General features: G+C 45.4%; 16 protein-coding genes. 3 read left to right on the top strand and 13 right to left on the bottom strand.

What is annotated here, in order from left to right; translation table 11 throughout:
* Window positions 1-83 precede the first annotated feature (83 nt).
* The 10 genes from MKX30_RS24040 to MKX30_RS23995 form a co-directional block, all read right to left on the bottom strand.
* Complete coding sequence (locus tag MKX30_RS24040; protein ID WP_254349117.1) at window positions 84-1,145, bottom strand: hypothetical protein; 1,062 nt, start codon at window positions 1,143-1,145, stop codon at window positions 84-86.
* 24 nt (window positions 1,146-1,169) lie between these two features.
* The gene (locus tag MKX30_RS24035; RefSeq protein WP_028541965.1) at window positions 1,170-3,065 is read right to left on the bottom strand and encodes an HSP90 family protein; all 1,896 of its coding nucleotides are present in this window, start codon (window positions 3,063-3,065) and stop codon (window positions 1,170-1,172) included.
* A gap of 420 nt (window positions 3,066-3,485) precedes the next feature.
* Window positions 3,486-5,000 (bottom strand): arabinosylfuranosidase ArfA, encoded by a 1,515-nt coding sequence (arfA, locus tag MKX30_RS24030; RefSeq protein WP_025723872.1) that lies wholly within the window; start codon window positions 4,998-5,000, stop codon window positions 3,486-3,488.
* Between the two features lie 306 nt (window positions 5,001-5,306).
* Complete coding sequence (locus MKX30_RS24025; RefSeq protein ID WP_341063656.1) at window positions 5,307-6,893, bottom strand: S8 family serine peptidase; 1,587 nt, start codon at window positions 6,891-6,893, stop codon at window positions 5,307-5,309.
* Window positions 6,894-7,041: 148 nt separating this feature from the next.
* Window positions 7,042-7,824 (bottom strand): hypothetical protein, encoded by a 783-nt coding sequence (locus MKX30_RS24020; protein ID WP_053324446.1) that lies wholly within the window; start codon window positions 7,822-7,824, stop codon window positions 7,042-7,044.
* Between the two features lie 123 nt (window positions 7,825-7,947).
* Window positions 7,948-8,223, bottom strand: coding sequence for a peptide maturation system acyl carrier-related protein (locus MKX30_RS24015; RefSeq protein ID WP_023986627.1), 276 nt, complete (start codon window positions 8,221-8,223; stop codon window positions 7,948-7,950).
* A gap of 13 nt (window positions 8,224-8,236) precedes the next feature.
* Window positions 8,237-9,361, bottom strand: coding sequence for a TIGR04066 family peptide maturation system protein (locus MKX30_RS24010; protein WP_341063654.1), 1,125 nt, complete (start codon window positions 9,359-9,361; stop codon window positions 8,237-8,239).
* 11 nt (window positions 9,362-9,372) lie between these two features.
* Window positions 9,373-10,827 carry a Cys-rich peptide radical SAM maturase CcpM gene (ccpM, locus tag MKX30_RS24005; protein ID WP_028541961.1) on the bottom strand — a complete coding sequence of 485 codons (1,455 nt, stop codon included), beginning with the start codon at window positions 10,825-10,827 and terminating at the stop codon, window positions 9,373-9,375.
* A 71-nt stretch (window positions 10,828-10,898) separates the two neighbouring features.
* Window positions 10,899-11,084, bottom strand: a complete 186-nt coding sequence (locus MKX30_RS24000) for a CLI_3235 family bacteriocin precursor (RefSeq protein ID WP_071559456.1) — start codon at window positions 11,082-11,084, stop codon at window positions 10,899-10,901.
* A 104-nt stretch (window positions 11,085-11,188) separates the two neighbouring features.
* The gene (locus MKX30_RS23995) at window positions 11,189-12,931 is read right to left on the bottom strand and encodes an ABC transporter ATP-binding protein (protein WP_254349119.1); all 1,743 of its coding nucleotides are present in this window, start codon (window positions 12,929-12,931) and stop codon (window positions 11,189-11,191) included.
* A gap of 215 nt (window positions 12,932-13,146) precedes the next feature.
* On the opposite strand from MKX30_RS23995, the gene MKX30_RS23990 reads away from it, so the two are divergent.
* A complete protein-coding gene (locus MKX30_RS23990) occupies window positions 13,147-13,734 on the top strand; it encodes an RNA polymerase sigma factor (RefSeq protein WP_028541959.1) in 588 nt (195 codons plus the stop codon).
* 96 nt (window positions 13,735-13,830) lie between these two features.
* On the opposite strand, the gene MKX30_RS23985 is transcribed toward MKX30_RS23990, so the two are convergent.
* The 3 genes from MKX30_RS23985 to MKX30_RS23975 are packed head-to-tail and all read right to left on the bottom strand — an operon-like array spanning window position 13,831 to window position 16,878.
* A complete protein-coding gene (locus MKX30_RS23985) occupies window positions 13,831-14,685 on the bottom strand; it encodes a carbohydrate ABC transporter permease (protein ID WP_023986622.1) in 855 nt (284 codons plus the stop codon).
* Between the two features lie 18 nt (window positions 14,686-14,703).
* Entirely contained in the window at window positions 14,704-15,588 is an 885-nt protein-coding gene (locus MKX30_RS23980; RefSeq protein ID WP_023986621.1) for a carbohydrate ABC transporter permease, read from the bottom strand.
* Between the two features lie 36 nt (window positions 15,589-15,624).
* Window positions 15,625-16,878 carry a sugar ABC transporter substrate-binding protein gene (locus MKX30_RS23975; RefSeq protein WP_034094959.1) on the bottom strand — a complete coding sequence of 418 codons (1,254 nt, stop codon included), beginning with the start codon at window positions 16,876-16,878 and terminating at the stop codon, window positions 15,625-15,627.
* 602 nt (window positions 16,879-17,480) lie between these two features.
* On the opposite strand from MKX30_RS23975, the gene bglX reads away from it, so the two are divergent.
* A complete protein-coding gene (gene bglX / locus MKX30_RS23970; protein WP_341063668.1) occupies window positions 17,481-19,643 on the top strand; it encodes a beta-glucosidase BglX in 2,163 nt (720 codons plus the stop codon).
* A gap of 25 nt (window positions 19,644-19,668) precedes the next feature.
* Window positions 19,669-23,109: a GH36-type glycosyl hydrolase domain-containing protein gene (locus MKX30_RS23965; RefSeq protein WP_023986617.1), complete on the top strand. Its 3,441-nt coding sequence runs from the start codon at window positions 19,669-19,671 to the stop codon at window positions 23,107-23,109.
* Window positions 23,110-23,171: the final 62 nt, after the last annotated feature.

The following is a 23,171-nucleotide window of genomic DNA, read 5'->3' as shown; positions in this document are numbered from 1 at the left end:
AACCCCTCCTGTCATTTCACAGGAACATTATACCTGCTCATTGTTTGGGCTGTATAAAATATTCGTCACAGCTAACACTTCTTCTATGCCGTTTGAACAATTTTCCCGATCCAATCGGAATAAAACGTATTCCCGTTCCGTCGATCAAAATCAGCCGCCGCTGACTCTGCCAGTGGCCTAAAATACGCAATGATTTCTGTCAATGTGCGATCCTCTTTACCCCATTCCAAGGAAGCCGGCAACCGGATCAATCGTTTTTCTCCCGAAGTATCCAACTTTTGTAGCAGACTCACCATCGTCGCGTAAAAATACATCTGCTCCAGCCCGCTCTCATAGTCTAGCGCCATATGTAGATGACGCTCTACCACTTCGATTCCTTGAATCGGATCAGCAACCGCCAGATATTCGATATGCTCCGCTATCGTTTTCAGGAAGTCGCGGTCATCCCGAATTAGGCGATAGCCTTTGCGATGATTGTCCTTTGCCTGATCAACCTCGCCTTGACGATAAAGCGGCAACAGCACCTGCGAGAGCGTCACATGTGGTACTTCTGCACATTTCATCCGTCCCGACAAAATCGGTTTTGCCACGGCAAGCGCCTGCTCGTTTTCTCCAGTCAAGTAATAGAACCGTACCATCTGGCTCTGCTCACAGGCCTCACAATCACTCATACTGTCCGACTCAATCAAGCGGAAGGTATCCAGATACCGCCGTGCTTCATCCAGTTCACCCATGTCCATCGCGATGCGGAACTTATAATAGTAATATGGACGCTCATTATACCCGTATTCGGCATAACGTCTGCGCATATCCTCCGCCAGATCTTCTATTTGAGTCTTCGATATATTGGAAAAGCTGCACACCTTCCCGAGTATCCATTTGTAATTCCACAACAGCTCATCTGCGTCGTATTCCTCTGGATTTTGATCAAATTGGCCCAACTGCCACGAAAAAGCAATCAGCGACTTCAATGGATATCCGTTAAAAATAGCGCAGTCTACAATCTCTCCCCGGATTTCATAAGCGAGTTCCTTCAATCCGGAAGTATCTGCCAAGCGAACTGCTTCTTCCAGAAGCGCCAGCTTTGCCGCCCCTCCGGGCAGATCCTGCGCCTGCTCCATCAAATCATATATCGTATCTTCCATTTGGCTCCCCCTATAATTACGCAATTACGAATTTTGTCCGTTCCCTAATCCCCAATTGATAAAATGTAGTACACTCCGATTCATCAGTCCCAACTCACTGCGGTTCATCGGGTAGTGCCCCATCATAAGCGCATTCACATACATCATTTCTGTAGCAGCCGTGACCATCTGCGTATCGGTAGCTTCAAGAATCCGCGCCACCACTGGGTTGTTCAGATTAAAGTATAAGGTGGAATAACCCGAATTCTGCTGGACTCCTGCTTTCAGACTATCAAGCACATTGGAAAAAAGTGAGGTTGTCTCCTCAACCGTGTTTTCCATGGAGCGCAAGGTCAGTGCATCCTGAGAAATGGTATACAACACTGGCAAACTCGCAGGCTCAAAACGCTTCAACTCAGCGCGGCAACGCATCGGCTGCAAAGCAGCATCCATGACACGTAGCACACCGTAATAATTCTCGCGTTCTTCCTGTGTTAGCCCGGTAAATGAAAGAGATACTTCCTCAGGGCTAAGACGCTCTGTTTGTAGGTTAGAGTCAATCCAATGCAGCTTTTCCAAAATGTCTGAATCATAAATATAGCCGCCATTGATCACCAACATGGATTGCGCCGCCGCCACATGCGTAATCTGACGATACTCATCTACTGTCGATGTGTAATGCAGTGGACGTCCGTCCGCCTCTCGGATCAGTTCACTCAGCTCACGCCGCCCAAATGTACTTTCGAAGGAAAACCAACGGTACATTATCCGCAAAAATTCATCATCCTCCACGGCGAGCGCCTTCATAGACAGCTCATGCAAACGAATCCAGTGCTGCAAGCGGTCTGGCTCATACTGCGCCATGCGTAGCAGTTCTTCCCGAATACAGGTCCCCAGTTCAGAACGAACATCGTCAAGCTGTTCATTTTCATAAAAATACTCACGTGATGCCGTTGGTTGCAACTCATCTGTCCAAATTAGGCTTTTAATGAAGAATGCCCATTCCGGCAAAACATTTTCCGCCTTGTCCGACACCAGCATATGCTTCAGGTACACCCGATGCAGCCGCTTGCTGTTCAGATTAACACTGCGAGGCAAAATGAATGCAATCCCGCCTGTTCTGCCCGATGCCGTCCGCAACGGTATAAAATCACTGAAGCGCTCGCCCATCAGGCGATAGCCTAAATCCAGCACCTCACTACGGCGACTCCGCAATTGTTCGGGATCCTGCATCCAGCTCGTCGATGGAAGATTGACGCGCTTGGTGTCCCCGTCTACAGACAGCATGACCGGATACGGCAGCAACGCACCATAATAGATTAAAGACTCCTCTACATGCGCTGGCTCATAATAAAACTCACTTCCCGGCTTGCAGCGCAAATAAATTTGCGTCCCTACAGGCAGCTCGGTTTCCAATCGACGAATCGTATACGTCCCATCCGGCTTCCCTCTCCATTCCATGGAGATGCCTTCCTTCACCGAGCGGGTCAGCACTACAATTTCATCGCTCACCATAAAGCAGGATAGTAACCCAATCCCAAAGCGTCCGATAAACGAAGTCTCAGAAGCCAGCAAATCGGCTCCCTTCTTGGAAGACTGACCGATAATCGACAAAAAACGGTGAATGTCTTCTTCTGACAATCCAATGCCGTTATCCTGAATCATCAATACCTGATGCTCCCCAGAACCAGATAACTCCACGATGACTTTACCTTCATAGTCGTTACTCTCAGAAGCTGTATCTCCAAGAGCCTTGTCTTCTTTCAGTACTTTACTTTCAGCAACAACCTTCCGCAGCTCCTTGCGAGCCGTGATCGCATCTGTTGCATTTTGCAGAACCTCACGTATAAACACTCGTGGACTGCTATATAAATGATTGGCCAAAATATCAATCATACCGCCCAAGTTCACTTGAAAACGATATTGGTCTGTCTGACTCATACAGATCATTCCTTTCTCGAAATGCTACAACCACCATTTGGATTTAAATAGACTATCTTTTAAAGTATAACGTGGATTTAAGTCGGATTACACACCCTGCATTTCAGATATCAATACGTTGACAACGATATAACAGGGTCTTTTTTCACCTAGGAAGTCTGGAACTGGGTCTAATTAACTTCATAAAAATGTACGGAGTACGAGCACTTAGTGAATAAAGGTCATCTTTGTCTAGTTAAATTTAGTAATAAACATAATATTTATTTAAAATCTACCCTTCTCTTAGAAACCTATATCTATGGAGGGACAAATGGCTCATTTTACGCAAAAAGCTCGCATTGCCGCTCTTGTAATACTCTTACAAGAGAGAATGCGAGCTTATTTAGATACAGTCGAAGCTCTACCTTTTACAGAAGAGAATTAATGGGACTTAGCAAGACGGATAACGTTCCACGATGCTTTGCCCAAATGAGCTTTTACAATTCCGTCTTCAAGCTTGGCGTTGCCGCCGTTGTGAGGCGTAACTTTTTCACCGGCTGGACTGTTGGTCGCTTTAAGATCATCATGCTCCAATACAGTATGCTCGACAATGCGGTAGCCTTCAAAACTGCGTACATCTACTGTCAACTCCAGCGATTCAGACAAATGACGGTTCACTGCAAAGACAGTCAGTGCGTCTCCCTCTTCATCATAAACTACAGCGCTGTCCAGATAAGGAATGTCTGTGAAGTCCTTGGAATCGTATTTTTCCGAATCTACGACAGGCATCAGCGATACCCCACGACCATAACGGGAGGCATGCAGATACGGATAGAAAATCGTTTGTTTCCACGCCTTTCCGTTATTCTCGGTCATGATTGGCGCAATAACATTGACCAGTTGGGCGAGGCAAGCCATTTTCACACGATCCGCGTGGCGCAGGAACGTAATCAACATGCTGCCCACCAACAATGCATCCTCAAAGTTATAGATATCCTCAAGCTGCGGTGGTGCCACAGACCACGGATCAATTTTTTTGTCCGCATCATTGGAGTGATACCACACGTTCCATTCGTCAAAGCTGAGCATCATTTTTTTCTTGCTGCGTTTCTTTGCTTTGATATAGTCACAAGTCGAAATGACCGTATGAATAAAATGATCCATATCCATAGAGCGTGCCAGATAATTAGCCGTATCATTGTCATGATTTCCGTAGTATTGGTGCAAGGAAATATAGTCGGCTACCTCATAGGTATGATCCAGCGTGGTTGCTTCCCATTCCGGGAACGTTGGCATCGTAGAACTGGAGCTGCCACAGGATACAAGCTCAATGTCAGGATCGATCAGCTTCATGGCTTTTGCAGATTCTACAGCCAGACGACCATATTCTTCTGCTGTCTTGTGGCCAATTTGCCATGGGCCATCCATCTCGTTACCAAGACACCAGGTTTTAATCTTATGTGGTTGCTCTACACCGTGACTACGACGTAGATCACTCCAATAGGAGCCACCTGTGTGGTTGCAATATTCCACCAGATTACGCGCAGCATCAATTCCGCGCGTACCCAGATTAACCGCCATCATGACTTCGGAACCTACATCCTTGGCCCACTTGAAAAATTCATTCGTACCCACTTCATTCGGCTCGACCGTTCTCCAAGCCAGCTCCAACTGTCTAGGTCTGGACGCGACAGGGCCGACACCGTCCTCCCAATTGTAACCGGATACAAAGTTGCCTCCCGGATAGCGTATAATAGGAACATCAAGCTGTTTTACCAACTCTTTAACATCATTTCGGAAACCGCTTTCATCACTAGTTGAATGAGTAGGCTCGTAAATGCCGCCATATACGGCACGCCCGAGATGCTCTACAAAAGAGCCATAAATGCGTTTATCGACTTCAGCAATACGAAAAGATTTGTCTACAATCATCTTTGCTTTTACAGCTGCTGCCACCTAAACCATCCTCTCTGAATGCGAAAATAAAATCCGTTGTACCACCAAGACTAAGAAGCCGTTTTATTTACGGTTTTAATATAACACACCATATTTATTATAGTCAATATTATTATTAAATACTTAATATATTTATTAACATTAATGATAAACGATAAGCAATTGGTTACGTACTTCAAAATATTTCGTTTTATAAACAAACTTATTGAGTGAATAACCACTTTGCTAAATAGTAATAACGGATTACTGATGCGTTCAAAGTAGTGCCTACTGCCATATCTTGCAGTCTGTTTTAAATAGTGAATATCAGTCTACCAACAGTTGTTCTAAATATGTATAAATACCACCTATATCACCCACGTTTAAATTCGAGAGGACCCCTTCTTTCAAATATCCCTGCTCTGTCCGTATAGATATATAAATGCGTTCAGTTTCCGCTTTCACCAGGATAGAAAGCTCAATATCAACGTCTAATAAAACTCGTTCTTTGGTGCAATGCGTAATATTCGTAGCCTCTACACACAAAATAGCAATATCCGTATAAGCGTTATATGCCATTGTACCCGCATTATATAACAGTTCCTGTAATCCATTGCTTGCATCCGAAGGGAGCGTATACTCCATATCATGCAACACTGCCGCGGACTGGTCCACCGCGATCCAGCTTTGATATCCATCCCGGGCAAATTCCCCTCTCAACTCATGCAAAAAATAAATAATGTCAATGCCCTTGTCATAATAAATACAAATAAGCGGAATGCGAGAATCCTCTATTGCGATTGCCTTCTCCCGCGTCATAAAGAGCCCCCCCTCTTGCTGCCACCAGCGCAAATAGCAAGACGAAAAATTCAGTGCGGGGATATGTCGTTGATTTTTAGAAATATAGACGACATTTTTTCCATAACGTGAAGCCAATTGCTCCACTTCCTGCAAACTCACTGGCTCCATTTCCCCTAGCAAGACAATCGTATCTGTAAGGCCGTATACCCGTTGTCCACCTTCGAGCGCTGTGTCCTGTTGTTCTCGCTCCCGCAGGATGGCTTGTTCGAAGATCGCAGCAATTTTGTCGCCAGGGAGTTGAGCTTCACATTGGGTCTGAAAATAATAGGGTGCTTTCGAACTAATTGCACAATCCTCTATAAACACATAGGCGCGCCGTATCCAATCCGGATGTCCGTAACGCATTACGGGGATTATGGTATCCTGTAGCGGATGATAACTATACTTATGTAAAATATGTTTTAGCTTTTCTATGGAAGGAACACGCTTGGACTTCTGCAAAACTTTACATACCTGTGCTGTAACGAATGGAGTGGCATAGCTATTGCTGTTGGGACATTGTACAGCCTCTCCAGCTGCACCTATCAGCTCATGCTTGGCAAAAGCGGTAAAATCGATACCACTTGAGAATGCTTTCTCAGCATCATATGTATATTGTCCTGCTGTGAGTATACCGCTATGATCGCAGCGCACACCAATCACATTGGCAAAGGAAGCCGGATAAGTAAGAAGTCCTCCATTTTGTGCTGCACATACCATAATTAATCCCGCCATAGCTGCATTATTTACAGCTTCCCGTAGCATGCCTCGATCTCGATAATTTATACTTCCCAGGCTGATATTGGCTACCTGTACACCATGCTTTACACACCAATCCAGCGCAGCACAAAGCTGAGCTGCATTTCCTTTTCTATGGTTCATTATTTTTACACTACTGATGATCGCATCTGGAAAATACGTTTGTACAATAGCTGCACATATCGTACCGTGATTTAAGGTGCGTCCATCTTCTACGTCTCCATGAGCTATTTCGACGTTATATAATAATTGGGTGTTTAAAAAGCCAGCATTAACCCCGTCGTCAATAATGGCTACATGGATCTTGCCATTCATTTTTTCTCCCCCTGTCTCTTCGGATTGTGAAATGAATCTCACGGCTCTGTTCCGTTCCATTAGAGTAAGCGGAGGGTGCCTCTGCGAACGATAGCGTTCGTCTGAAAGCACCCTCCTAATTTAGCGAACCATGTACATGATAGCCGGATCAGACTGCAATATTTACCTTCGTGCCTGCAGTCTTCGCCCCGTCTTTAGCCGAGTCTAGATAGGCATTGAGCTCTTGTTCAGTCCACACCCTGCCAGCCTCTGCATTCGCCTCCTGCTCATCCTTAGGTTCAACCCGATCTGTAATCATCGGTTCGTTATTCACTGCTTCGCTGATACGCTCATTAATATTCGCAGCGATTTCCATGATTTCTCCATTAAGTCCTTCTGCCTTTTCACGCAAAGCCGCTGATTTTGCAGGGTTAGCGTTTTCCCACCCCTTAGCCTCGCTTCCCAATGTAATTTGTGCCGTTTTGGCTATTTTGGCACTCTTCAACTCATTGTTTGCAGATACAATACTATGCATTGTATAGGTGATCAATCTTTGCTGCTGCTCCTCAGCAGTCTTAGGCGTATATTCTTCCTTTTTGCCTTTCTGAGCTTCTTTTTTACTTTCCTCATCCATGCCTAAAGCCTTTTTTTGCTCTTCCAGTGACTGCTTTTGAATGTTCTCGTCAATTTGCTGAATCTGCTTATCTATCTCTTCCATTTCAGCTTTTACAGCTTCCGGACCGAGACCACGCTTGAGAGCATTACTTAAATAGTCCGAACGCCTCTCCATCAAACTTTGCTTTTGCTCTGTCAATTGTTGAATAACCTTGTTTTGTGGCTTGCCTATACCCTTCCTTTCAGCCTGAGCGGAAAGGGAATGCCGTAGTTCAAGTCGGTTGTTATCTGCGGTGCGGAACGGCGATTGGTGAGATGATGTAAATGATACATTCATCCTAAAACCTCCAATTCTCTTCTAAATGAGGATTTTTCAAAAATCCTGAAATAAGTGATTCTAGAGGTATATCGGATTTTTTTGTATGTTTTTGTATGTTTTATCATCATTTTCACAAATCCTTCATTCCTTTTCCACTGTTAAGCAGTCCTTTATCGTCTCATACAAGCTGTTATATGTAAGCAACCCCCCTCCCACTATACGCTCTTCCGGAATTAGGATAGCAAAGCTTTTTTCCACTTCAAATAATAGATATACCAGATCTCTGGGGAACAACCCCATATCAGGACCCAGTAATGTAGCCTCTTTATTTATCTCACCCGCTTTTATTTTAAAAAGCTTCCAAAATATATTTTCCAGTTTCATTCCTGTTCCCGTTACATCCTGAGTAAAGTTCATGTTCTTCCCTCCATTACAACTGAACTACGTGATGATCAACCGAAAAATAATGTAAAATATCCTGCGTCAGCCTATTCATATCTTCATCGTTGGACAGATGGAGTACAGGCACGGAATAATTGGAAAACTCCTGCTTTTTCTCTTCCACGAAACGATGATCAACAGATGCATATTGCATATTGACTGTGGAAGAAGAGTAACTGTCGAATACATTGTTACATATGGCATATCCTAATAATGAAGAGGAAAAACGGTTTTCCATGTACTGTTTCACATGCTCCAAATATTTTATATTGTATTCATCATAGTGAAGACAACAGATTAGGCCATCCGCTCTAACAGCGCGGGATACCAAAAATGAGGTTACTCCAAAATAATTCGTGAACGTATTGTTAAAGGGAACAATCCCACCTGGAATGCCCACGAGTATTAGATCAGGCTTTTCGCTCTGCTCTATTTTTTTCAAATACCGATTAAACATGATAATCTTCTGGGTTTCCGTCATACCGCTCTCAAACATAAACTGTGGAAAAGAATGTGCACCAATCAGCTCCCCGCATCCATTAGATGTGATTTGCGACACCCGATATCCTTGTGCTTCAAGCTTCTGCCGAAGGTTAAGCTGCAAATTAAGCTTATGCGTTCGCTCGTTCAGCCCTAATACAAACAGAACCGGTGTAAAAAAATCATGAATAACAGAGCCCGGGTCAGGCGGTAAAATATCTTTCGTACGTACATCAAATGTATTTTTTAAAATCAGCTTGTCAGCTTGCTCCTCACAGGGTTCGATGAATTCCATACATGAGTCTGGCAAAGTGAAATTACACATGACTTTTTTGCCAAGTTGTCCAGCCTTCTGGATCACGGGAAGATACACCTCAGCTACATCCAGCTTGAAATTGGATTTCACCAGTAATATGGCATCACAACGCTCCATTTCTTGCTCCAAACAAGACTCTGGCTTCACTATGAAGCCTGTCACTTCCCCCTTGTCCGTTACACAGGCATCTTTCCCGATCATACCCGACCCTTGAAAAGAAATAAGTACAACTTCCTCATAACTTCCTAATAGATTCAAGTTCCTAACCAGGGCTATCGTTTCATAATCAAACGGAAAAATGATTAATTTATTGGTCATGGAGACACCCCTCATGCTTTTTCAAAATCGAGAATCGTATCCTCGGAGAAATCATAGCCCAGCTCATTCATCATGCAATAATCAAGTAAGGTGTGCCTAATATCATTTTTGACTACCGAACAATGACTTAGCTTCTTTTCTTTGGACAAGGTATGCAAATCATCTGCTACAGCAACACACAGCGTACAAAAACGGAAATTCCAACAGTTTTTACATGCATCCTCCGTGATTGTCCCTACATTCAAAATCTGGCTGATTTTATCCACTTCAAAGCCTGTGTCCACCTTTCCAATCTGCACCACCTCCGACTGCTCACTGACCCGTTCACATGGATAGAGATTTCCATGCACATCCGCAAACAATCGCTGTACACCAGGCACACAGGGTCCACCATGATGCGCTTCTATCGGCATTCCCGCAGAAGGCTTTCTATAATGAAACATACGGAAATACATCTGAATATAATAGTCCTTAATCAGCTTGGAGACATGATTTTCATCTACTCTTCCAAACTTGGAAAGCATCATTTTAACTACCTCATAGCCTCTCTGCTCAATAAATTCATTTCTGTACAAAATTTCATCCTTCACATAAGCATCGTTAATGTAGGACGACCTTACACTGTACAGGCTTTCGAAGGTTTCATAATTCGTATAAAAATCATTGATACAACCAAAATCATTACGGGTATCCAGCACCACATTAAAATTAATCCATTCAAAGAGGTCCGGGTAATTTCTCTTAATTTTATCCACATTGGCAATAATCGTATCGAAGGTGCCCCGCCCGTTAACAGCAAATCGTCTGTTTCTGTCATGATTCTCTTGATCTCCGTCCAGACTGATCGTAAGCACAAAACGATGTTCATCCAGAAAGGCCAAAATATCGTCATTAAGCAGCGTACCATTGGTCGTCAAATGAAAGCCTACATCTCTATACGCTACCTGCTCCTTGATATATTCCACACACTTCTTGACCAACGGAAAATTAATAAGCGGCTCTCCCCCATAAAAACCAAAATCCAAACGGTCACTGTCTACTGACCTATCAATGACAAAATCAATACACTTGCGCGCTGTCTCAAAATCCATCATCAGACTGGTATGACCTCGATTGTCATATCCTCCTGAATAAACGCAGTAAGAGCATCTAAGATTGCAATTTTGAGTTACCTGTAAGGTGAGGGTCTTCAGCTGATGCTGAAGCATATGCTCCAGGTGCTTTGTCTTGGGATGATTCATAATCTGCGGACGCTGTGAAGATAAAAATCCGTTATCCAACAAGTCACGGATATAGTGCTGCAATTCCGGTGTAGCCTCCATCTGATCCAGGTCGAAGCTGGAATGCGAATTCAGGAAATGGTAAGCCTCCTCTTTAATCCTCAAAATTAAATTGGTATTTACATCATATACATAATGGTGGAGTCTCGTCTGAAATGTGTATATAAAGGGTTGGCACATGTTCATGATTCACACCTACTCTGTTTTGATGTGGACAGAAGCCTGGAATGCCCAGGCTCCTCCATACAGATACAAGCTTAATAATTACCAATTCCAGTTCCGTTATCTCTGCGATAAGAACCGTCACTTTCACGCTGAGTATTGGAGCTTCGAGTCAAACTGCCTGCGCAATAACAGGAGCAAGGACAATAACAGGAACAACCACAGCCAAATGCCTCAATCGTGTCGCCTACATTCGTGCTTCTTTTCACAAGCTTACGCATGTTAAACTACTCCTCCCATTCATGATATGATTTAAAAAGGTGTTCACCTATACTAATTCCGTACATGGTGTTAAATCACACTATGAAAGCGTTTGTTTTTTTCATCATTTTATGGGGACCTCTTCTTCCCCTAATACCCATCCTCTGTATTCTGCATGACAGGTCATAAAATGGGAGTGTGATCCTATTTGGGCTGGTTCGCCGTTCTCCAACAAAATAACTCTATCAACATGCGCTAGTATCTCGCTGCGATGTGTAACGATGATTACGGTCTTTTCACGCAACCGGGTCTTCAACAATTGCTGAACATTTAGCCTAGCTGCTGTGTCTAGATTGGAGGTCACCTCGTCGAGAATAAACAAGGGCGCTTCCCTGATCAATGCCCGGGCCATAGCAATTTTCTGTCTTTGCCCACCCGACAATCTGGAGCCATTCGAGCCTATAGGGAAGTCATCTGCCGAGTTCTGAACCAATTCTTCCAGACCAACCTCCGCGATAATGGCCTCTATTGCATCATTAGTGACTTCTGTGCCTATGCGGATATTGCCAAAAATAGTAGTATCAAATAAATACACCTGCTGACTGACCAAAGCTATTTGACTTCGATACTCATCTATCTCATAGCTTTGGATGTCAATGCCGTCATAAGTGATTATCCCTTGATCAGGCTGGCTGAATCTCATAATCAGATCCAGCAACGTAGACTTCCCTGCCCCATTTGCTCCAATGATAGCTACTTTTTCCCCTCGGGCAATCCTAAAGCTCACGTGGGGCAGTACGGGTTCGTCCTTGGTATAGGAAAAAGAAACATTATGAAATGCAATGTGATCTTCGAATGGCGGCTCAGTTAGTAAAGACGCTGGAGTGACTGAATTAGATGTTTCTTCCTCTGCCCAATCCAAGAACTGATAATATCGAATGGCGGAGGGAACGACTTCAGCCAGCATGTAGCCAATGTTTAAAATAGCGAAAACAGGAGTGGTAACATAAGCACTGTAAGAAACAAAGGCAAAAATCCCACCTACAGTAAGCTGTAAACGAAAAATAAGATTAGCACCCACAACGTACAAAAACATCATTAGAAGCTGAATTAAAATAGATTCCGAAGCGATATTCCAGGCGTCCAGAAGTGATAATTTTCGTTCTGATTCTACAATTCGACGCTGCTTGGATGAGAACTGCTGATGCTTATGTGGAATAAGACCAAACATTCGCTGCTCCTTCATGCCCCCGACAGATTCCCCAAACCACTGAGCAAAATCACTACTGCCTTCAATTAAATCCCCCACCAGTTTTTTTCTACGCTTCACAAAATACTTCACCACAACATATTTGATGGGTAAAAAGCACAGCACGATTACAGTCATTTTCCAGTTAATGAGCAGCAAACCACATAAACCACCAATCATGCTGAACGCCTGCATAATGACAAAAAATACTCCACTATCTGTGATCCTCGATACATTGCCTACATCCGTGCCAATTTGGTTCAGCAGCTCCGCTTCATTGGTTCGGTTAAAATAACTCATTCGTACTCTTGTCAGATGCAGATACGCCTTTTCAAATAATGAAAAGGTAACCTGTGCGCTTAAGCCTGCCCGAAAGGTTTCTTTACACACATTCAGCAGCTTATCCAAGCAAACGATTAAAAACGCAGCAGAAGTGTACAGGATTACAGCCTGCATATTCCCTTTCAGGAGACCTTGATCCACAATAATCTTGCTTGTTAAAGGCAATAATATATTCAAGCCCGCTGATAGGATGAGACATATCAAAATGATAGTGACCGTCTTCAGATAAGGTCTAAATGTTGCTGCCAAACGTTTATATACTATGGATTCTTTCATCCTTCCCCCCCTTTCACCAGGTGCACCCTCTCCCCCTATTAACTAATTCCGTATCAGAATCAAAATCACTTTAAAATATCTTTTAACTGTTCTAGTAATTCCACATTTACGAGATTAAATATGATTTATGTCATTCTTGAAAATTGGAATTAATGTATATGATTGGCACATACAAAAATCATTTATTTTTTATCCGTCCAAAGGGGGCTTGAACAATGCCGACTACGATGGTTATCGACTGTTGCAAAGAGGATCAGTGCAGAGGTAGTTCCAGATGCTTTTACAGAAAAATTTGTGAACTTTATCTGAGTGAGGTATATCGTTTCTGTATGCATTTAATCAAGAATCAGTCTTGCTTTACATTTATGGCAGAAGAATGTACACAAGATACTTTTGTAGCGGCAAGACAGCAATTGCTCAAGCTCAAACATCACCCCAATGTAAAGGGTTGGCTGTACCTTACGGCTAAAAATCTTATATATAAATCATTTAGGTGCTACTATACACAAAAAAAGCATGAAACTACGCTTGAATGTGAGAAAATCTGTAGTTTTTCAAATTCGGTAGAGGAGGAGTGGGAAAATCGTAGATTGGGAGATGTGGATACGGTTATCGTTAATATTCTAATGCAGCTTTCCAACAATGAATATACACTCTATGAAGACTACTTTTGTCGACAACTGTCTGTGCCCTTGCTCGCTACCAAATATAATATTTCGGTTACGGCTACAACGACTCGAATCTATAGACTGAAAAGAAAACTTCGTACATTGTCCCATCAATATTGTCTAACTCATATATAAATATATCTATGTACAGCAAAAACAGCGGAGCCCCTCTCCCAAAGAGAAGCTCCGCTGTTCGTTCTTGTGACTATGACTTGTATTCATACTACACTATTACTTAATCCCCGAAATCGTGTAGTTCTCAATAATATACTTTTGGAAAACAATGAAGATAATCATGATCGGAACGACCATGAAGGTCGAGCCTGCCATTTGAAGAGCAAATTGACTTTCGTTCTGCCCCTTGAGCAGTGACAGCCCGACGGACAAGGTGTACAGCTTCTCATCGTTCGCAATAATGAGCGGCCACAGGAAGCTATTCCATCCACCAATAAAGGTTAAAATGGCCTGTACTGCCAGAATTGGTGTCGAGATAGGCAATACGATTTGCAGAAAAGTACGGAACTCCCCTGCTCCATCGAGACGTGTCGCCTCCAGCAATTCTTCCGGGATATCGGACATAAACTGCCGGAACAGGAAGATCGCGAACGCGCCTACCAATCCAGGAAGGACAATCCCCAGCATGGAATTGGTCAATCCCATCTGGTTCAGGATCAAGTAGACGGGAATCATCGTCACTTGACCTGGAATCATCATCGTTGCCAGTACCAGGTAGAATAGAAACCCTTTGCCTTTAAATTGGAATTTGGCAAAGCCATAACCTGCCATGGCATTCAGGAATAATCCGAAGAAGGAAGCTAAAACAATGATCAGCGTATTCGTCAGATAGGTTCCAAAAGCCATGCTATCGAATAGTAATTTAAAATTATCCAGTGTAAAATGCTGCGGCCAGATGGTCGGAGGAATTTTGGTTACCTCACCCTCTGTCTTAAAGGAGGATAATATCATCCACGCAAAAGGCAGCACCATCAACAGACCTCCCACGGTCAGGAGAATCGCCACGAACCATTGAAATGTTTTTTCACCACTGCGCGTATTGGCGCGGGCTTGCTGAACAGCTGTTTTCACGTTCATCACCTCTCTCTATCAGGACTCCGCTTTATTTTGCAAACGGAACTGAATCAGCGTCACCGCGATGATCGCGAAGAACAGAATGAACGATCCCGCCGCGGCATACCCGAATTTACTAAATTGGAAGCCGTTATTGTAAATGAACAGGGATGCTGTCAGCGTGCCATCGAGCGGTTTCCCTTTAGTCATGACAAACGGTTCCTCGAAAAATTGCAGCCAGCCAATCATCGTCGTGATGGACACGAAGAAAATAGCGTAACGAAGCTGCGGAAGCGTAATATAACGAATTTGCTGCCATGTATTGGCACCGTCAAGCTGAGCCGCTTCATAATAAGAACCCGGAATCCCTTTAATAGCCGCAATAAAAATAATCATGTTTAAGCCGATGCCCCGCCAAACTGCCAACACAATCAACGAAACCTTCGCTACTGTTGGATCGGTCAGCCATGGGACGGGACCTAAATTCATTAAACCAAGTACATAGTTGAATAATCCAAGCGTCGGATTATATAGATAGCTCCAAACGACTGCGACCGCAACCACATTCGTTACGGACGGTAGATAGAACACAACGCGGAATACTTTGAAAGCACGTGATTTACCCATGTTAATCAGAATCGCGATGCTAAGCGAAAATATCAGCACCAACGGAACACCGATGATGACGAAGAACAGGGTATTACCAAGGGACTTTATAAAGGAAGGGTCCAAAAGCACGTTCGTGTAATTTTCCAATCCTATAAAGCGAATACTTTCATAATTAACGAGTCCTGACAGATCCATATCCGTGAAGCTGATTACGAGCGCCAGTAGAATCGGCAACAGCGAAAACAGCGTCAACAGGATGATGGAGGGACCGATAAACAAGTATGGCGCAAGCTTCTGCGAGCTTCCTTTCATGCCTTCACTCCCTTTGACAATGGCGGATATGGATCATTATTTTTTCATAATACTTGCAGCCTGCTGATTAAAGTCATCCATTTCCTTCTGTACGTCGGCTTGACCACGGTAAACACGCTCAAAGCTCTTGATGAATTGTTGAGAAACCTCTTCCCATGCTGCCAGTTGCGGTAATGCTGCGGAATGATCCAGCTGTTTACGAATCGTTTGAAGCATCGGATCACTCTTAAGCTTGGCGTCTTCCCACGATTTAGTAGCCGCAGGCAAGTTACTGGACAGTTCCATCCATTTCAGCTGCGTTTCTGGTTTACTCATGTAAGCCATGAATTTGGCCGACTCCTCTGGGTGCTTGCTGAATTGCATAATTGAAAGGTTCGCTCCACCCAAAACGGACAGGTTGTTTACTTTGCCAGGAAGCTCCGCTATATTCCATTTACCTTCCAGTTCTGGTGCCTTGCTCTTGATTTCTTTAATCATAAAAGGACCGCTGATAAACATTGGAACGATACCATCACCTTGTAAACCTTGAACAGAGTCAATTCCAATATCCACTGCGTTAGAGCCGTTTTGGAAAAAAGTATTCAAATACTTCACAGCATCTACAAACGGTGGTTGGTTGAACAACGGATTGCCCTGCTCGTCAACCAGTTTGGAACCGTTCTGGAGAGCAAACATAAAGCCCATAGACTGCTCCTTTGCACTAAAGGAGATACCATATTTGCCTTTGCCCCGAGCCGCCAGCTTTTGGGCAGCATCGGAAAGCTCTTCCCACGTTTTAGGTGCTTCATTATATCCGACTTGTTTCAGTAGGTCGGAACGATAGAACAAAACTCTCGTTTCAGTGTACCAAGGCACACCGACCGGTTTCCCTTCAAATTTTGTCGTACCTACAGCACCCTCGAAGAAATTCTTCGATTCCAGTTCAGGATACTTGCTGATATAAGGGGTAATATCCGTCAATGCACCCGCAGACGCAAGCTCCGGTACCCATGACGTGCCCAATTGGACCACATCCGGACCAGACTTCGAGGCAACAGCCGTTAGCAATTTATCGTGAGCGTTATCCCAAGGTAACGCCTGTACATCGACGTGAATATCTGGATTTTCTTTCTCAAAATCTTTTACAATTTCAGGCAGCAGCTTTCCTTCCGCTCCCATGCCCCACATGGTGATGGTCGTCTTGCCGTTCGCATCTTTACCGGACGAATCATCCTTGGACGAACAACCTACCAGCGCGCCCCCCAGTAATAAGGTGCTTGCCAAAATGATCCCCAACGTTCTTTTCATCATACGAATTCCTCCCGAGATGATCGGTTTACCGATCATGCAATATGATAACGGATTCAAATACGAGGATTTTGCGAAAATACAATTAGCGACTTCCAATGAACAATATATAGAACGAAATGGTCTCGTTCATCTATATATTGCATTTTGGAGCGACTGGAATCGAATCTTGCAAAATCCTGATGCATGTAAATACATAGCGATTAAAGCATACCGCTATAACACTTATGTTCAAAGCACAAGGACCATACCCGTCAATAGAAACGTTTCGATAGTCATTATAGAACAAATTGAAACCGTATTCAATAGGAATATTATATTTTATTCGCTCAGAATCCCGACTTTTTTTCGTTTATATCATCTTTATTACGTTATTTAGCCTATGAAAACCCCCTGAATTGGATTTGACTCTCCATTTGAAAGCGTATATAATCCAACTGAGTTCAACAATAGAAACGTTTCGATTAATAATACGACAGAATATTATGCTTCTATACTAGCTATTAGCCTGTTCAGCACTTTTTTGAATCAATTTTATCCAAAAAATCTCATGAATCTGAAAAAAAAGAGCTGTCCACCAACAATACAGCTTATGGAGGATTATGATGGAACAACAACTGAATTCCTATTTAGAAAACATGACGCTTGAAGAAAAAGTCGATCAACTGCTACAGCTTGTGGGTGCCTTCTTTGAAGAAGCGGGAACGGATAGTCAAATTACTGGCCCCATGGCTTCTCTCGGCATCACAGAGGAAAATGTCCATAACGTCGGTTCCGTGCTTGGTATCGCAGGGGCCAAGGAAGCGATTCGTGTTCAGCAGGCTCATTTGAGTAAAAATCGTCTGGGTATTCCGCTTTTAATTATGGCAGATATTGTACACGGCTTCAAAACGATTTTCCCTATCCCGCTGGCCATTGGTTGCTCATGGGATATGCAACTTGCAGAAGAGAGCGCTACCATTGCAGCCCGCGAGGCGGCTGTATCCGGTGTTCACGTCACATTCGCTCCTATGGTCGATCTGGTGCGTGACCCGCGCTGGGGCCGTGTGATGGAATCTACAGGGGAAGACCCTTACCTCAACAGCGAATTTGCTCGTGCGTTTGTGCGCGGGTTTCAGGGTAAAGATCTGACGAACGATACCGACCGGGTGGCCGCATGCGTGAAGCATTTTGCCGCATATGGAGCTGGCGAAGGCGGACGGGATTACAACACTGTAGATGTATCCGCCTGGCAACTGCGAGAGTATTATCTCCCCTCCTACAAAGCTGCTTTAGATGAAGGCTGCGAAATGGTGATGACGTCCTTCAATACCGTAGAAGGCGTAGCCGCAACGGGCAATAAGCGCCTGATGCGTGATTTGCTTCGTGATGAATGGGGCTTTGATGGTGTGCTCATCTCGGATTGGGCCGCCATCAAGGAGCTTATCCCTCACGGCATCGCCGAGGATGAGCGCGAGGCAGCGAAGAAAGCACTGCTGGCTGGCGTAGATATTGAAATGATGACCTCCTGCTATAACGGGCATCTGCCTGAGCTGGTTCGCAGCGGACAACTGGATGAAGCGCTCATTGATGAAGCCGTGATGCGTATATTGAAGCTCAAGCAAAAGCTGGGCTTGTTCGAAAATCCGCTACGCGGCGCAGACCCTGAGCGTGAACGTGAAGTTGTGTTCTGCGAAGCTCACCGTACGGTTGCCAAAGAATTAGCTATTAAATCTTGCGTGTTGCTCAAAAATGATTCCGTTCTTCCATTGAATCGCAATCAACATATTGCGTTGATCGGACCTTTTGCAGAGAGCGGTGATATCCTGGGCTCTTGGTCGTGGAGTGGTTCACAGGAGGAAGCTATTCGCGTTGTTGACGGATTCCAATCGAAAATATCCTCCTCGCTGCTCACGGTTGCGGCAGGTTGCTCTATCGACGATATAACTGAGGAGCAATATGCGGAAGCTCTGCAAGCAGCCAGCCAAGCAGAGGTTATCGTGTTGGCGCTTGGTGAGCGCTCCGATATGAGTGGTGAAGCAGGCAGCCGTTCCAATATTCGCCTGCCACAAGCCCAGTTGGAACTAGTGAAGCGCCTGAAGACGCTGAACAAGCCTATGGTAGCCGTATTATTTAATGGTCGTCCGTTGGATCTGCACGGTGTCATTGAAGAAGCAGACGCCGTATTGGAAGCCTGGTTCCCTGGTGGTGAAGGCGGCGCGGCGATTGCCGAATTGTTGTACGGTGATGCCGAACCTACGGGTCGCCTGACCATGTCATTCCCGCAATCGGTCGGACAGGTGCCCGTGTACTACAATCATTTTAATACGGGACGCCCGCAGTTAGATCCGAATACAAAAGAACGCTACGTGTCCCAATATCTAGACGTACCAAACGAACCTTTATTCCCGTTCGGCTATGGACTGAGTTACACCGATGTAGCCTATGACAGCGTACAGCTTTCCGGCGATACCCTTATACCTGGTCAGGAACTGACCATTAAAGTGCAGGTAACGAACACAGGAACACGTCCGGTCGAGGAAACCGTCCAGTTCTATATTCGTGATATCAGCGGTGATACGGTTCGTCCAATGAAAGAACTGAAAGATTTCTGCAAAGTCCTTCTTGCCCCAGGAGAAAGCCGGGAAGTTGAATTTGCATTGACCGAGCCTCAGCTGCGCTATCATCATGCAGATTTGAGCTTCAGTAGTGACAGCGGTGAATTTGCCGTCTTTACAGGACCTAACAGCCGAGATACTAGTGAAAGCCGTTTTCGGTTAATGAAATAAACAGGAAAGTGAGGCGTTCCCTTTGATGAATACAAGTCTGGATCAAAATATTTTGCTGCGAGCTGGCGACCTGTCTTTTACCTTCTTGAGCAGCGGTGATGTGTATAAGATCGCCCACGGCTCAACGATGATCAACCAACTGTTGACCAATTCAGTCGACGGTTCCTTGAACAATCTGTACTTGAGATTGTACCGTCCGTCCGGTGTAAGTATCACTCCCCTGCTTGGAATTCGCTCACCGGGAGTCATCCGACAAACGGATCAGCAGATTATTTGGGAGGGTTTCACCGCTGGTGTAGGCTATCAGGTGACCTTCACGCTAAGCCGCCTGGGAGTATGGTTCTGGGATGTAACCCTACAGGGCGATGACGTGGAAGCAGATGTCGTGTACGGTCAGGATATTGGCATTGCCGATACCGCCGCTGTGCGCAGTAATGAAGCTTATTTGTCTCAATATATTGACCACACCGTCTACCATGATGAACAAAGAGGCTACACCGTTTGCTCACGTCAAAACCAGCCTCAAAGTCAGGCGTTCCCATACATTCAACAAGGCTCGTTAACCCGCACTGTTGGTTACTCGACTGACGGATTTCAGTTCTTTGGACTTTCGTACAAAGAAACGAATGAGCCGGAAGCACTCCATCGTGACTCGCTCGCCAATGAAGTGTACCAATACGAATTCGCCTATACCGCGTTGCAATCTGAGCGGGTGAAACTTGCAGGGGAAGCTCGCTTTACTTTTTACGGTCTGTTCCAGCCCAATCATCCAGCCGCAGTGACAAAGCTGGAGTATCAGGAGCTGGTGACAAAGGCACGTGACGAAGTAGCTACCGTTCTAGCGGACGCTTCCGAGACCAGTATACCGGCACACGCGGCAAGTGATCTTCAGGCAGGGCGTGTGGCTCCAGCTCAAACCATCGGTGAGCCGCTGCGCACGCTGGACTTAACCGCTGCCGAAGTGAATCAACTTTTCCCGAAACGGCAGGAAGAAGAACGGGATGGCGATGAACTACTTTCCTTTTTCACGGACAGCTATGAGCATGTCGTACTCAAATCCAAAGAGCTTCGTGTAGAGCGTCCCCATGGGCACATTTTAATGGGCGGGCATTACTCAGGAGGCAAGGAAGAAACCATTACAACCACCTCCTATATGTACGGGGTGTTCAATTCCCAGCTCGTGATCGGCAATACAAACTTCAACAAAATGATCACCAACGCGCGTAATGCGCTCAATATTCCCAAGACATCCGGTCAGCGTATCTATGTCGGAATCCAAGGGAAATACCGCCTGCTCACGATGCCTTCCCTGTTCGAGATTGGCTTTAATTATGTGCGCTGGTACTACAAAACGGCTGACGATACATTCATTATTACAAACCATACGAATGCTGATAGCCCAGAAGTACGGCTTCATATGCGTGCGGCAAGCGGCAAAACCTATCCGTTCCTCATCACTCAGCAAATGTCTATGCATGTGAACGAATATGAGCTTCCGTTTCATATGGAACATGAAGGTGACGCCCTGCTCTTCCGGGCAGACTCTGCTTCCCTGAGTGCCGAAGCCTATCCAGACCTGCTGTACCGAATGCACGTCGAGGGCGCTCCATTACAGCAGGTGAGCGACGCTCACGTACTGCTACAGGGTACAGCTTCCGCTGATGCGTCCCTAGTCGTGCTGGAGCTGGGTGACAGCAGCGAATGGACCTGCACCGTGCAGGGTTGGCTGAATGGGCTTTCAGCCGGGCAAGAATCAGCGCACAAAGAGCGTCACGCTTCCTTTGAAGATGAGCGCGAGCGCTATCGGGAATATTTTGCCGAGCTTATGAACGGTTTCCATCTGTCGCTGGGTCAACATGAAACGAGTGAGCTATTCCGTGTGAACGCAGTGGCTTGGTGGTACACCCACAATATGCTCGTTCACTACTCTGTGCCTCACGGTCTGGAGCAATACGGCGGTGCAGCCTGGGGAACACGTGATGTGTGTCAGGGGCCTGTGGAATATTTCTCAGCTACGCAAAAGTTCGACGAGGTTCGTTCCATTCTGCTGACTGTTTTCAGCCATCAGTACGAGGACAGCGGAAACTGGCCGCAATGGTTTATGTTTGACAACTATACTCACGTGCAGCAAGAAGAAAGCCATGGGGATATTATCGTCTGGCCGCTCAAGGTACTGGGCGACTATTTGACCGCTACCCGTGATTACAGTATTCTGGGAGAAAATGTACCTTACACCCATCGGCATACTTTCGATTATACCAAGCAGACCGCGACTCTCATGGAACATGCCCTGAAGGAAATCGAATATATTCGGGAGAATTTCCTTCATGATACGTATTTGTCGGCCTATGGCGACGGCGATTGGGATGATACCCTCCAGCCAGCCAATGCTCAGCTGAAGCAATACATGGCGAGCAGCTGGACGGTTGCACTCACCTACCAAGTTATTAGTAACTTTGCTGCTGCTTTGGAGCAGGCCCCCGCGGGTGTAGTAAGCGAAGCCGACAAGATTGCACAAGATCTACATCAAATGGCTAATGGCATCCGTAAAGACTTTAACCGCTACATGCTGGAGAGCGGAATTATTCCGGGCTTCGTGTATATGGAAGAGCCCGGCCAACCTAAGCTGATGCTCCATCCGTCTGACACCGAGACAGGAATCCATTATCGGTTGCTGCCAATGACACGCAGCATGATCAGCCAGCTGCTCACGCCTGAACAAGCATTGGCTCATGAGCAGCTCATCCGTGAGCAGTTCCTCTGCCCGGATGGTGTGCGTCTGATGAACCGCCCTGCACAGTATGATGGCGGTGTGAGCTCGCACTTCAAGCGTGCAGAGCAAGCGGCCAACTTTGGACGTGAGGTCGGGCTGCAATATGTGCATGCCCATATCCGCTTTGCGGAAGCGATGGCCAAGTTGGGACGCAAGGATGACGCTTGGCACAGCTTGAAGCTCATCAACCCGGTCGGCATCCGTGCGTCCGTACCGAATGCCGAATGGCGCCAAAGCAACGCCTATTTCAGTAGCTCGGACGGTAAATTTAACACCCGCTATGAAGCACAGGAGCGGTTTGGTGAACTGCGTGAAGGAGCCATCCCCGTCAAAGGCGGCTGGAGAATCTATTCCAGCGGTCCGGGAATCTACATGAATCAGCTCATATCGAATGTCCTTGGTATTCGTCAATCGGGCGAAGACCTGATCCTGGACCCTGTACTGCCGGATCATCTCGACGGATTGGAATTTGAATTTTCCTTTGCAGGAAAACCAATTACCTTCGTCTACCGCATGCTGCAAGAGCGTACTGGTAGTGAGCAAGGCCGTGCAGTATTGAACGGGACACCACTGGAAAGCGTGCCAGCCGATGATAATCGCTACCGCTCTGGTGCCTTGCGCATCAAACGTGAGATTTTCGAGCAGGCCTTAGCAGAACATGACGGTGTACACCGTCTGGAGATTATTTTATAAAGAGTTTTTGATGCTAAATCTGGTATAGGCAACAAAGGGATGGCGATCTTGCGGGATCGCCC

The sequence above is a fragment of the Paenibacillus sp. FSL P2-0173 genome, from assembly GCF_038008045.1.
GTDB lineage: Bacteria > Bacillota > Bacilli > Paenibacillales > Paenibacillaceae > Paenibacillus > Paenibacillus polymyxa_B.
The sequence above is the reverse complement of the archived record's forward strand: the minus strand, read 5'-3'. Positions and strand labels throughout refer to the sequence as shown.